This window comes from Sorangium sp. So ce834 (genome assembly GCF_051521425.1).
GTDB classification, from domain to species: Bacteria; Myxococcota_A; Polyangia; order Polyangiales; family Polyangiaceae; genus Sorangium; species Sorangium cellulosum_D.
Window position 1 is genome coordinate 11,482,408 of the sequence record NZ_CP150351.1, and the last position, 12,865, is coordinate 11,495,272.

General features: G+C 63.3%; 12 protein-coding genes and 1 pseudogene. 9 read left to right on the forward strand and 4 right to left on the reverse strand.

Annotation, left to right across the window (positions count from 1 at the left end; all coding sequences use genetic code 11):
* Positions 1-143: 143 nt before the first annotated feature.
* The 3 genes from WMF20_RS42180 (at position 144) to WMF20_RS42190 (ending at position 4,320) form a co-directional block, all read left to right on the forward strand.
* Entirely contained in the window at positions 144-1,100 is a 957-nt protein-coding gene (locus WMF20_RS42180) for a hypothetical protein (protein ID WP_437607319.1), read from the forward strand.
* Positions 1,101-2,101: 1,001 nt separating this feature from the next.
* Entirely contained in the window at positions 2,102-2,818 is a 717-nt protein-coding gene (locus WMF20_RS42185; RefSeq protein WP_437607320.1) for a hypothetical protein, read from the forward strand.
* 893 nt (positions 2,819-3,711) lie between these two features.
* Positions 3,712-4,320, forward strand: a complete 609-nt coding sequence (locus tag WMF20_RS42190; protein WP_437607321.1) for a JAB domain-containing protein — start codon at positions 3,712-3,714, stop codon at positions 4,318-4,320.
* A gap of 15 nt (positions 4,321-4,335) precedes the next feature.
* On the opposite strand, the gene WMF20_RS42195 is transcribed toward WMF20_RS42190, so the two are convergent.
* Positions 4,336-4,839, reverse strand: coding sequence for a hypothetical protein (locus tag WMF20_RS42195; protein ID WP_437607322.1), 504 nt, complete (start codon positions 4,837-4,839; stop codon positions 4,336-4,338).
* A 107-nt stretch (positions 4,840-4,946) separates the two neighbouring features.
* Here WMF20_RS42195 and WMF20_RS42200 point away from each other — a divergent pair, with 107 nt between their 5' ends.
* Positions 4,947-5,204: a helix-turn-helix domain-containing protein gene (locus tag WMF20_RS42200; RefSeq protein WP_437617217.1), complete on the forward strand. Its 258-nt coding sequence runs from the start codon at positions 4,947-4,949 to the stop codon at positions 5,202-5,204.
* A 9-nt stretch (positions 5,205-5,213) separates the two neighbouring features.
* Here WMF20_RS42200 and WMF20_RS42205 read toward each other — a convergent pair whose 3' ends face one another.
* A complete protein-coding gene (locus tag WMF20_RS42205) occupies positions 5,214-5,522 on the reverse strand; it encodes a helix-turn-helix domain-containing protein (protein ID WP_437607324.1) in 309 nt (102 codons plus the stop codon).
* Between the two features lie 497 nt (positions 5,523-6,019).
* Here WMF20_RS42205 and WMF20_RS42210 point away from each other — a divergent pair.
* A pseudogene (locus tag WMF20_RS42210) lies at positions 6,020-6,952 on the forward strand (IS1 family transposase); the annotation flags it as partial.
* A gap of 33 nt (positions 6,953-6,985) precedes the next feature.
* On the opposite strand, the gene WMF20_RS42215 reads toward WMF20_RS42210, so the two are convergent.
* Positions 6,986-7,840, reverse strand: coding sequence for a hypothetical protein (locus WMF20_RS42215; RefSeq protein WP_437607325.1), 855 nt, complete (start codon positions 7,838-7,840; stop codon positions 6,986-6,988).
* Between the two features lie 273 nt (positions 7,841-8,113).
* Between WMF20_RS42215 and WMF20_RS42220 the strand changes: the two genes are divergently transcribed.
* Positions 8,114-8,959, forward strand: coding sequence for a hypothetical protein (locus tag WMF20_RS42220; RefSeq protein WP_437607327.1), 846 nt, complete (start codon positions 8,114-8,116; stop codon positions 8,957-8,959).
* A gap of 2 nt (positions 8,960-8,961) precedes the next feature.
* Here WMF20_RS42220 and WMF20_RS42225 read toward each other — a convergent pair whose 3' ends face one another.
* The gene (locus tag WMF20_RS42225) at positions 8,962-9,384 is read right to left on the reverse strand and encodes a DUF488 domain-containing protein (RefSeq protein ID WP_437607328.1); all 423 of its coding nucleotides are present in this window, start codon (positions 9,382-9,384) and stop codon (positions 8,962-8,964) included.
* Between the two features lie 228 nt (positions 9,385-9,612).
* Here WMF20_RS42225 and WMF20_RS42230 point away from each other — a divergent pair, with 228 nt between their 5' ends.
* The 3 genes from WMF20_RS42230 (at position 9,613) to WMF20_RS42240 (ending at position 12,774) form a co-directional block, all read left to right on the forward strand.
* On the forward strand, positions 9,613-10,293 hold the full coding sequence (locus tag WMF20_RS42230; protein ID WP_437607330.1) for a hypothetical protein: 681 nt from the start codon (positions 9,613-9,615) through the stop codon (positions 10,291-10,293).
* 1,059 nt (positions 10,294-11,352) lie between these two features.
* Complete coding sequence (locus tag WMF20_RS42235; protein WP_437607332.1) at positions 11,353-11,673, forward strand: hypothetical protein; 321 nt, start codon at positions 11,353-11,355, stop codon at positions 11,671-11,673.
* A 453-nt stretch (positions 11,674-12,126) separates the two neighbouring features.
* Positions 12,127-12,774 (forward strand): hypothetical protein, encoded by a 648-nt coding sequence (locus tag WMF20_RS42240; RefSeq protein WP_437607333.1) that lies wholly within the window; start codon positions 12,127-12,129, stop codon positions 12,772-12,774.
* Positions 12,775-12,865: the final 91 nt, after the last annotated feature.

Below are 12,865 nucleotides of genomic sequence, written 5' to 3' on the forward strand. Positions count from 1 at the left end.
TCCCCGCGCCGGATCACCGGCATATACACTTGACATCACCTCATCACAAAAGTTACCAAGAACGGAAGCAGATTGGTTCCATCTTAGATACTTGGAGTTCAGGCATGCATCGCGTTCACGCTTGGGGCCTTGCGCTTGTCTTCGTGACCATCCATGGAGGCTGCAGTTCATCACCTTCGGGCTCGAGCTCCGATGGAGACGGCGGAAGCGGGGGCGGAGCCAGCTCCAGCAGCAGCAGCAGCAGCACCGGCGGAGGCAACACCGGCGGCGGCAGCACCGGCGGAGGCAACACCGGCGGCGGCAGCACCGGCGGAGGCAACACCGGCGGCGGCTCCGCGAGCAGCTCGTCGAGCGGCGTTGAGCAGGGCGGCGCGGGCGGCGAGGCCCCCGCCCAGCAGGGCTGCGCGTCCGGCAAATACATCCTCTGCGAGGACTTCGAGGGCACCGACGCGGGCGGGATCCCTCAGGGCTGGACCAAGCACGGCGATGCGATCGCGGTCGCCGACGATCAAGCGGCCAGCGGCAACCGCTCGTTGAAGATGGGCCCCGTTCCGAACGGGGAGCGGCGCATCTACCACGACGCCTCGCAGCTCGGGAGCGGGCACTGGGGCCGGATCCGCTACAGGGTCCAGCTCCCGGTGCCTGACGCGTTCGTCCATTCGACGCTCGTCGCGCTTCAGGGCGTCGGCCCCACCACGGGCCCCCAAGAGGTCCGCGTCGTGGATACCGTGAAGGAGGACAAGGACGGCTGGGACAACGACGGCAATGGGTCGCACATCCAGTACATCTACAACGTGCAGCCCTCCGGGGCGGAGTTCGGCAAGGCGAGCACGTACGACTGGTACTATGAGGATCGTTGGCATTGCGTCGAGTGGCATATCGACGGGCCGACGCAGAGCTACGACTTCTACCTGGACGGCGCGCGCCTCGACCAGATCAGCATCGCGAACGGGCCGGGCAACTACGAGGGCTCGCAGATCCCGGACGCTTTCAGCGAGGTCCGGATCGGGTGGAACAACTATCAGAGCGCGCCGCCGGGGTTCACGGCGTGGATCGACGACGTCGCGCTGGACGACGAGCGGATCGGGTGCGAGGAGTGACAGCCTGCGCCGGCGGGTAGTGGTCAAATTTGAACATGAAGGCGGGAAGGCGGGAAGAAAACCTTCATGATCTTCCCGCCTTCCCGCCTTCATGTGGACTCTCTCTGGGCAGAGTTGACCACTACCCGTCAGAGCGCCGGCGAGCGAGCCGCGCAGGCGGCGGCCGGGTGTGCGGCGCTCCTCACGATGGGGAGGTCGAGCCCGGGACGAGGCGGGCGGCCGCTCTACAGGTCGGCGTCCGGCGCGCGAGGGGCGCCGCCGGACGAACAGCAACGCATTCGCGGCGCGCTGCGCGGAGGCCGCGGACCGAGCATCTTCGGCCCGACCGGCCCCGTGCGGTCCGCCGCAGTAGTCAGGAGATCGTCATGAGTGCCTATCGCATCGTCAACGGGCTCGGTTTCGTCTGCTTCGGCGTGGTCGCCATCGCGCTCGCGGGTTGAGGGTCGCCCAACCTGGGTCGGGTCGCCCCGCTGGACGTGCGCTTCGGCGAGGCGCACCCCTCGATGAGAGATGCATCGGCCTCCTCGGCGTGTCCGTCAAGAACTGACGTGCCGGCCGCCGGCCACGACATCCAGTCCCCGGGTTCGTCCGCGGTGGGCCGGAGCTCCGCGCCCGGGATGGCGCCTGCGCGCCTGCCCATCGCTGCTGTCGCGGGCGAGCTCATCATGCTTCGAGCTTCGATTGGACGGGTGAGCGGGCCCGCTTGACCGCCCCCGTCCTCCGGCGCCCCGAGCGCATCGCGCGCCTCTTGTGTTCGGGACTTGAAGACTATGGTCCTGAACGCCACCAACGCGCTTTCCGGTGAGAGAACAGATTGCGTGGTGTGGAGTGAGGACTACAATCGTTCCTCGGGTGCGCGCTCGATCTCGCGCCCGAACGGTACGCGCGGTGCACCTCCGGGGAGCACCTGGCCGACAGATCGCCGGTCGCAGGGAGTCGTCGCCGAACGCTGCACGCCCGATGGCCGGGGACCATCCACAGCAACCATGTTGAGGTGTTCGATGAACGCTCACGATCTCACGCGCAGCCGATGGGTCTTCAGGACGGCGGCGAGGCTCCCCGCGCTGATTCCGCTCCTTGTCGCGGGCCTGGGCCTCGCGTCCTGCGACGGCGGCGGCACGCCCGCCCGCAGCATGGGCGAGCCGCCCATCGACATCGAGGATATGACATTTCGGGGCGGGATCGCCGGCGCGACCGCCTTCACCATGGTGCGCTCGGCGGCGGCGCAGGCCGCCGGCTGTCTCGCGCGCGCCAGCGCGGACGTGACGATCGTCTCCCTGGGCCCGGTCGAGGTGATGACGGTGAATGTCCGCGGGCTGCCGGCCAACACCGAATTCGACTTCTTCGTCACCCAGGTGCCCAACGCGCCCTTCGGGCTCTCCTGGTACCAGGGCGACATCGAGACGGACGGCCGCGGTCGTGGCAGCGGGGTGTTCGTCGGTCGCTTCAACATCGAGACCTTCATCGTGGCGCCGGGCTCCACGGATGCGCCGGTCGTGCACGACGAGCCGCCGTTCCCGGACGCCGCGAAGAACCCGGCGACCGCCCCGGTTCACACCTTCCATGTCGGGCTGTGGTTCAACTCGCCGGAGGACGCCCGGGCGGCGGGCTGCCCTGCCACGGTGACGCCGTTCAACGGAGACCACACGGCCGGCATCCAGGCGCTCAGCACCCGCAACTTCCCGGACCAGCACGGGCCGCTGCGCGACGTCGAGTGAGCCGGCCTGCCGTCGCGACGATCCGAGGGGACCAGCGAGCGGCCGGCGCCTCGTCCTCGAGGGCAGCGATCTCCGGTGATCGCTGAGCTTGCGTCGGTCCAGGATCATCCTCGGAGCCCCTCCGAGACGGACGCAGATCTCGGCGGGAGGGGCCGGCGCCGCCGCGCGACCGGGGGTGGTCGCGAACGAAGGGGGAGACCCTCCCTCGCGACCGGGGGTGGTCGCGAACGAAGGGGGAGACCCTCCCTCGCGACCGGGGATGGTCGCGAACGAAGGGGGAGACCCTCCCTCGCGACCGGGGATGGTCGCGAACGAAGGGGGAGACCCTCCCTCGCGACCGGGGATGGTCGCGAACGAAGGGGGAGACCCTCCCTCGCGACCGGGGATGGTCGCGAACGAAGGGGGAGACGGTGGTGAGGGAATTTGAAGAAAACTGGGGGAGTTTGGCCCCGGCCTCGTGCGGAAGGGCTAGGTTTCGGCCTGAAGTAAGTGCTGCCCGCGGGTGTTCCAGCACCCCGGGCAGCGTGGCCGCACCCCGCTCGCACGAGGTACGACATGCTCACCCTAGTACGTCCCGAGGACGTGGGCCAAGACGAAGCCCCGTCCAAGCCCCGCCGTCCACGTTCCACCGCCCTCACCGATGCCGAGGCCATGCGCCTCCGAGCCGCCCTCAGAAACCTGAAGGGGCTGTTTGGCTCTTGGGACTGCCTCGCCGAGGTGATGGGCGTCCCCAAGACGACCATCACGAACTTTGTTTACGCAACGAATCGAGGATCGACCCACGGGCTTGCCCTGCGCGCCGCCAAAGCTGCCGGGACGACCGTGGAGCAGCTCCTCGGTCGTCTCGCCGCCGCCGATCGTTGCCCACATTGTGGGGCAATCTGGGGGGCGCCATGACCGACATCACGAGCGTCGACATCACGGCCGCAACCGAGGTGCAGCTTGTGGAGATGGTCCTGGGGGCTCCAGGGATCGGTACGCAGCTCGTTGCAGCACACGGACTGCTGGGCGTTGCGCGGCTCAGTCCCCATGTACTGGCCGAGCGTGCAGAGATGGCCCTGCCGGACGCGACTCGGTTGGCTGCGGCCTTCGAGTTGGGTCGCCGTCTTCAAATGATCATGGGACAGCGCCGGAAACGGCTGAACACCCCCAAGGACATTGCCACGTTCTTTGCTCCGCGGTTCACGATGCAGGTACATGAAGAACTGTGGATCGGAGCTCTAGACGCCAGAAACGGTGTGCGTGGGGTTAGCCTCGTCTCTCGTGGGGGTCTCCACGGGACGTGGGTACGTCCTGCTGATGTTCTTCGGGTCGCTCTGGAGCTGGGCGCCGTCAATTTTGTCATGGTTCACAACCACCCGTCCGGCGATCCCACGCCCTCGGACGATGACGTCGAGCTGACGAACGAGATCGAGCACCGGGCGCACCTCATCGGCATCGAGTTGAAAGATCACGTGATCGTCTGCCCGAGCGGGAAGTACGCCTCCGTTTTCAGAAGATAGGCCTTCCCGGGTTACTCATCGAGGACAGCAGAAAACGGAGTCGTTCATGTTGCCTCGGCGCTGGAACAGATGAGTGCATCCGTCTGCTTCTGCGACCAGCTCGTCCTCCTCGAAGGTACCTCCCTCGTAGCTCTTACGAAAAGGCGGCAGCCCCTTGCCGCTGCATTCGGCGTCGGGCTCTGCCCCCCATGATTTGACACGAACCTTGCTCTTGAGGGCAGCCGCTTTGGCCGCTCGGGCACCGTCGTCAGACGGGTGACTATCATCATAGGCCCTGCGTTCTGCTGCTCGTTGCGCGTCCAACGCAGGCTGCATGCTCTTTAATCTGCCTGCTGCTGCCACGCCGGATTTGGAGTGCGGATCTTGTCTAATCGCTGCCTCGCACGCTCGCGCTGCCAGGACAAGCTCTCCCCGCTTCTCTAAATCCATGCAGCGGGCGTACTCAGGCTCGGCTTTGTCGGTGCAGCCCACCACCGAGCCGGCCAGAACGACCGCTGCCAGAACGTGAACCCTCAGCATGTGTGCCTCCGTAGAATTAAAATCACATATGAGGGTTTTATCAGAAAGGCAACAGGGTCGAGACCCGTCCGGTGGAACCGGCGGACCCCGAGCACGTCATCGAGACCGTGGGGCGGAAAATCGGGGAAGTCCGTGCCCGATCCGGCAAGACGCAGGCCGCGGTAGCCGAGGCACTTGGGACGACCACCACGAATTACCAGCGGATAGAGGCCGGAGTTCAAAACGTAACCTTGCGTACATTGGTGCGGATCGCCAACGTCGTCGGGGTGCGGGTGGCCGAGTTTTTCGAGGAGCCCGAGGCTCCGACGCCGGAGGCTCCTCAAAGGAGGCGGGGGCGACCGCGGAAGAGATCCGTGGCTGGATGACCTCCGCAGCTACTGCTTGGGCTTCCTGCCGCGCTTCGGGGACGCCACGTCGAGTTCCCTGAGCGGCTTCTCCAACGGCTGCTCGCCCCCTGTCTCGACGAGATCCTTCACCGACACGCCGAGCTTCCGAGCCAGTAGAAACAGAGTCTGGAGGGTCGGATTCGCGGCGCCTCGCTCGATCTCGGTGAGGATGCGGAAGGCGACGACGCCGCTTGCTGCCTGCTCCTGCGTGAGACCGGCCTTCCACCGCGCCTTCCTTACATTCTCGCCTACCAAGTGTAGGTACTGCTCGTACTCTCCGACCTCTTTTGTAGTCACGATAACAAATCCTGCCCGTTGACCCGGCGAGGGTACCTCAAAAATCACTTGCGTCCCGCAAGCGGACTATATAAGGGCATCGCCTGTTGGGTCGAACCCAACGACCAGACCTAGACCTAGTGCATGCCCAAACGCAAAAGGGTCAGCCGCGGTAACGGCTGACCCTCGCGTCACCTTGGCACCGGGTCCTCAGCGACGCTCGACGAGATCGCTCTCGCCCATCCCCTGACCGGGACGCGCGGTACTACACCCGCACGGCCACGGGCAAAGGCCGATCTCGGCGAGCGTCCCAGCCGCCCCTCGGGGGCGTCGTGGAGGACGGCCGTGGACGTGCGCGTTTCATTCATACTGAAATTCAAGCCAGGGAGCCTCGTCCTCCTGGCACTCCGGACGGTGCTCAAGGATGGCCCGCTGGAAGAGCGGACATTTTTCGTCCCGGCTCGCCAGGGGGCACCTGGATCAAATAAAAACCAACCCCTATAGTGGAGCATATTCCGATGCCGAACGTGCTCCCCTTCGAGAAGCGACTGCGTGTTCTCGCCGGCTTGGTCGACGGTAATAGCGAACGTGCCGTTGAAAGGATGACCGGTGCATCGCCGAAAACGATCCGGTCACTTGCCCTCCGTTTAGGAGAAGGTGCGCAACGGCTTCATGATCGAGTGGTCCGCGACCTCAGCATCTCACTAGTTCAGTTTGATGAGATCTGGTCCTATGTGCAGAAAAAGCAGGCACGGGTAACTGAGGCCGACCCTCCAAGCGTGGGCGAGGCATACACATTTGTTGCCATGGACACAACGTCTCGGCTCGTGATCAGTTGGCATGTGGGCAAACGAGATGAAGAGAACACGCGCATCTTCATGCGCGACCTCCGCTCCCGCCTTGTCGCGATGCCGAAGCTGATGACCAGCGACGGATTTACGCCCTACATCTCGGCGGTCGGGGAATTCTTCGGCGCAAGTGCAGACTACGCTCAGACGATTAAAAATTACAGAAAGTCGGCCAGAAAAGATGATGACTATAGATATGAGCCGCCGCGGAATCCGTTCATTGAAAAGAAGGCGATTTACGGAGCGCCAAATCTGGAGCAAGCATCGACTTCCTACGTTGAGAGGAACAACGGGACGATGCGTCACCATATAGGCCGCATGCGGCGGCTGGCCTTGGCCTTCAGTAAAAAGATCGAAAACCATCGAGCGGCAGTCAGTTTGAATTACGCGCACTATAACTTCTGCCACGTGGTGAAAACGCTTCGTGTGACGCCAGCGATGCAGGCGGGGATCACAGATCATGTGTGGGATCTGGAGGAATTCATGGTGGCGATCTTGAACGAGCCCGAGGGCGGGAAGCCCTCGGCGAAGCCGCTCGTAGTCCGTCAGCCGGAGGGGCCGGCCCGGGAGCTGCCGGGCGGACGCGGCTGGCTCAGGCTTGTGTGATATGTACGCTCGTGCCGATCCTGAGTAGGCTCATGTCATTTCTATCGTCTTTGCAATCTCGTACTTGATAGTCATCGAAGTATGATGGTCTTCTGGTCCGGTGCAGAACAACCCCATCAGCGACACCGTGAACAATCCTCCCCTATCGTTCAAGAATACTGAAGTAGTAACAAGCACTCCTCCAAGAGCAGCATGAGGAAAAAGCTTGCCGCGATCAACACGGCGAACATTTTGAATCTGCTCTCTTAGTGTCATATCAAGTATAGAATCGAATCGCTGAAAATCCGCTGCATTTGGCGTCTTCCCAGGCAGTTCGAGAACCCGATCGATTCCAAGCACAGCCAGGCCGTATCGAGCTCCTTGCTTTCCTCGCTCCTGCAACTGGTGACGCAACTTTCGCAAATTTCTCTCCAGAGCCCCAGCATGGGTCGGACGTTTGCACTCAACGACAAATTCTTTCAGCCCTGGATACGTCGCAATTATGTCTTCGTCCTGCGAAGTCATATCGACGATAAATCCTTTTCTTTTGAGCGCAGTGGCCGTGGCGAACTCTAATAGAGTGTTTCTTGGCCTATCTTCAGCGACCCCTGACGGCGGCATGGGCTGGCCGCTCATTATCGCGATGACCTTTTCCTTAGCGACTTTTGGATCTATGTCGCGCCAAATGTCGGCAGCATCCACGAGTTGCTGTATCTGTGACGAAGCCTCGAAGAAAAGCCTCTTCTTCTCAGGTTCGTCTTCCCACGGGAAGGGCCTTGGATACGTAAGGGACGCCGCCTCCTTCATAATTTGAAGGTATGTGTCGAATCTCGTTCCCCGCCATCTTGCACCAAGGAGATCCACTTCGTTGAGCACTCGCTCGAAGCGCGCAACAAATTCATCCATCCCGACGATTTCTTGTAAGCCTTTCATCGCTTATATGCGGAAGTCATACTCCCGGGCGGCTTCAGCGTGAAGCGCCAACCGTTCAGCGACAGCGATCGGCCTCTTGGTACCGTAGCCGAAATCAGTGTGGACGGAGCAGTATTGGCCCCATATGTTAAAATCGGACGACCGCATCGATCTGTCCATACTGTATCCTACTGCTGAGCTCGTTCGGCGTGCTTTACTAGATTTGCTAGGAACTGCCGTTCCTGTATCATTCAGGAGGGGACGGCCATGTGGACGAAAAAGAAGCTGCTCATCTGGGGGAAAACGTACCCCGAGTTTTCAAGAACGTACTACGAGACTGTCTGCACGGGTGCCGTCGATGGTGAGACCGGGAGGCTCGTTCGGATCTACCCGATCCCTCTCCGGTACATGACCGAGCCCTTCAAGAAATACGATTGGATCGAAGCTGAGATTGAGCGGAACTCCAGCGATTTCCGTCCAGAAAGCTTCCGCATCCGACAGGACACGATCAAAGTGGTCGGTCACCTCGACCCAGATGACGGCTGGAAGGAAAGGAACCAGTGGGTTCTGCGCGATGGTAACGTCTTCTCGTCTGTGGAGGCGTTGCAGGCAGCAGAGAAGAAGGACCACACGTCGCTTGGAATGGTGAAGCCGAAAGAGATCCTACGAGTTTACTGCAAGAGGCGTCCTGACTCCGATCGGGTAGAATGGGAGCAGCATCGAGCTCAAGCCCTTGCACAGAGGGACCTTTTTGTCGACGCCGAGACAGAGACGAAGGACTTGCAGTTCATGCCCGTCCAGTATCGAGCCTGCTTCCGATGTGACGACCCGGGCTGCACAACAGAACATGATCTCTCGATACTTGATTGGGAACTCTACCAATTGAGTCGAAAACAGTACGCCCAGCGAGGGGCGGCGCAGGCCGAACGGGACGTGATCAAGAAGGTCGAGGACCAGATGGATCCCGGAAAACGAGATCCTTATTTCTTTCTCGGAAACACCAAGGCCCACTCTAATAGCTTTATGATCGTCGGCCTGTACTATCCCGCCCGTGACGTCCAGAAGAGCAAGCGACCCCCTGAGACCGGGACCTTGAAATTTCCAGGGTTCTGAAATCAGAGATGCATGACTCTGCTCGACGGCTTTTTTTGTAGAAGTCGGGCTACCAAGACTGAACGATGGCACTCGCATGCCTCGGCTTCGAAGCAGAGAAGGGCGGCACGATGCCCAGTGATCGCTGTCTCGACCTCATCAACCACGTGGGGGTTCTCGTCGAGGTGTCCTGCGTAGAGCGCTAGGCAACGCTCGATCTCGTTCTTCTGGTCTCGGTACGGGTTTCCTGCCGACCGGAGGTGGATGTACTCGATCCCTGCTGCGGTCAATGCCTGCCCCAGGGAGGTCTTCGAGAAACCCTTCCGGCGGGATAGGGGCAGGGCCCGCACGTCGACGACTCGATCGACCCCAGCTTCCTTCAGCGCATCGAGAAAGTCGGGGAGGAGTCGGCCCGCATAGCCGATCGTGTAGATCGTCGCAGCCACGGGCCGCATGTAGTCCAGCCTGTGCGACAGGGGAAGCCCCTCCAGTGCAGGTCGGCGATCCTAGCGCCTGGTCCCCGATGGGTTCGGCCGGCGTGTAGGCGAAGCGCCTACAAATGTAGGTTCGCGTAGGTGAATGAGGCATTATGTGCGAATGTCGGGATTGGAAGCCGCACGGGTGCAGTTTCCGATCCTGAGCACGACCACCTCAGCTATCCTAGCGGACTCCCTATGGCCATCGACACCAAGAAACTCGCACGTGCGGTCGTCTCGTGGGTGGAGTTTGAGTCACTCTGCCGTCGCGATCGAGTTCTGTCAGAGGCGTCGCTCGCGCAGCCCATCGGTGGCTTCCTAATCGCACACAGCGCTCATGAGCTGCTGCCCGAGGAGCAGCATCCCGTTCTTCCTAAGATCCGTCGCCCTCCGCAAATTGACTTCGCGATCCGGCGGCCTGACAAATCATTCAGTCTCGCCCTTGAAACAAAGTGGGTGAACGGCAAGAGGGACATTAAGCAGGAGCTTATCGATGACATTCTTCGCCTGGAACTTGTTCATGTCGCGAACAGGCAGGTCGCTCGCCTGCTGCTCGTTGCAGGGCTGAAGAAGCATCTCGACAAGCAGATCTTCAACGCGGTTCTCGGAAAGGGCCGTACGGCGACCTCGTTCGCTGCTAACATTTTGCCGAGTGTGGCTGCCACGCCGATAACGGTTGACCTCGGCGCATCGACCGGAGGCCACCGGAAGCTCTGGAAAGAGGCGCCTCACCTAAGCGTCGGTGGCGTGGACGAATGGCCCAAGCGCCTGAAGGTGCACCTGGAAACGGTCTTCCCGGCCAAGCCGCTCCCGGACGACGTCACCTGCTATATCTGGGGCATCGGACGAGTGCAGAACCGTCGGACCGTCACTCTCTGAGCGACGCTCGGCTACCAACCGAGCGCGGTTACGAGCTGATGATCGTTGTCGAAGCACGAGCCGCCAGCAAGCACGGCGATCAGATCTGGTCTCGGCACTTCCCGGATGACTCGAAGCGAGTCCGCCAGTACCTCCAGGAACCGCCACGGTCGCGTGGGCGCCCAGTATTCGTCCGCGATGGCTTCGCATACGGCATCAGGTTGACCGCGGCGGAGAATACGGCCCACAAGCACCATTGGAGCGGTATGGGTCCGGCCACAGGGTTCGACCTCGTATATGCGATAGGCCGGAGCGAGGTGCGCCTCCGAAGCGGCGTACCTCGCGCAGCACCCGATGTCGGCGCAGCAGTACACGCTCGTCGATCGGAGAGGCTTCCCAGTGGCGAGGGGCCGACCGTCGAGGAATTGATCGACCCAGGCTTTGTTCGACGCGGCAACCCTCGCAGAATACGATGATTGCCCCTGAAACGCAGGGATGACGTCACCTGGCGAGTACGCTCTCGCAGCGGCATGAAAGTGAAGCTCCGAAGCCATCGACGCTGTGCACAGGGTAGCCGAGCTGCCGCTGCTCTGCACGCTCGTTCGGAGCCGTCCCCTCCGGCTTGGTTCCGACGCTGAGATCTTCCACCACCTGCTCGACCTTCACCTCGGTCCACCGCCGGTGCCCCTGCTCTCGCAGTGGGACAGCACCTTCGCCTCGATCAGGCAACGAACGGTAGCCGCAGCTCGTTCGGAGCTACAGCTTCAGCGGAATCTCGGGGTTCGGAACGTCCCGACCGCCAACCCGAACGACGCCAACTCGCGGAGTCGGGAACGCCACGTCGAGGTCGGCGGCAAGCAAAATGTATGCAAATGTCCGACAAGTCGTCGATGGGCCCCGGACGAGGGCTGGCATCGGTGTAGATCCTAGTTTTGTGCTCGATGCGAAAAGTGAGGGAATTTCGGCCGCCAAAAACTGGGGGACTTTCAGCGCGACTGAGGTACCTCCCTCACTACCGGGGAGACCCTCCCTCGCGACCGAGCCCGGTCTCGGCGGGAGACTCGAGCGTCGCCGGGAGACGTGAGCTGGTCTCGCGCGACGAGGACCCCGTTCCCGGTCGGCGAGCAGCGCCCGCCCGTTGCGGAAGAGGTGGAGCACCCCCTCGCGCTGGTACGGGAAGAGCGGCAGCCCGAGCTCATCCATCGCGGCCTGCGCGCGGCCCCCTCGCGCATCGAGCGCGCTCCGGCGGCGCTTGTGCCAGATCGCCGCCGCGAGCCGCTCCGCCGCCGGCAACGCCGCGTGGACGACCCGCGGCGCGAGCGCCTGCTCCCCGGCAACTTGGCGCTTGCGGCGTTCGAACCGGAGCGCCGCGCGGGGCCCACCGGCGCGCCGGCGCTCTGACGAGCTCCGGCGAGCTCGCCGCGCAGGCGGCGGCCGGGCGTGCGGCGCTCCTCACGACGGGGAGGTCGAGCCCGGGGCGAGGCGGGTGGCCGCCGGACCCATGATGGCTGCAGCCTCCACGTAGAGGGCGGAGCCTCCGGGGGACGCGCCGCGGCGCCCCGACCGGCGCAGGCCGGCAACGAGGCTCAAAAGCACGTGGAATTTCGAATACTTATCAGAGCCTCACCGCACGAAAACGCGCCTCGCCCGGCGCGCCGGACAGGCCCCATTCCGGCCGATCCCCCATCTCCACGCACTGGCATATCCGTTGCTCTATAGGTCGGCGTCCGGCGCGCGAGAGGCGCCGCCGGACGAACAGCAACGCATTCGCGGCGCGCTGCGCGGAGGCCACGGGCCGAGCACCTTCGGTCCGACCGGCCCCGTGCGGTCCGCCGCAGGAGTCAGGAGATCGTCATGAATACCTATCGCATCGTCAACGGGCTCGGTTTCGTCTGCTTCGGCGTGGTCGCCATCGCGCTCGCGGGTTGCGCGGTCGACGCCGCCGACGACGACGCGCTCGTCGACGACGTGGTGGATGAGGACGTCGCAGACGCCGAGCAGGCCATGGGCGTCGAGTGCGCCGGCGCCGCCGCCACCGCCTCCTTCGTCGGCGGCATCAACTACACCTCGCCCCAGAGCTACAACACCACCAATTGCTACAAGGGCGTCGTGCTCGACGTGCAGAGCTACTCCTCGCTCTACGCCCAGAACCCGAGCGGCTCCGTCTTCCCGGGCCGCACCACCGTCGACTGGGCCGACAGCCTGCCCGCCCTCGCCGACCCCGATCACGTCGCCAAGTGCGAGAGCACCTATGTCGCCGCGGACCTCTTCGAGAAGGTCGGCTCGAGCTGGGTCTACAAGACCAGCAAGGAGTCGCTCGGCGTCTGGACGCCCTTCTTCGACGGCGGCTTCTGCGCCGGCCCGGGCGTCTCCTTCTCCTCCGAGATGCAGGCCGGAAAGACCTACCGCATCTCCGCCACCGCGCGCACCCACAAGAGCAGCTCCGCCGCAACCCGCAAGCTCCACGTCGAGTCCCGCGAGCCCGTCAAGGCGCCTCGCTGAACCCTCGACGCTGTGGTCCAGCGCTGGCGAGCCCTCGGCGGCTCGCCAGCGGGCGGCCCATGTCAGGATGCGCGCGCCGGTGAGGCGAGCG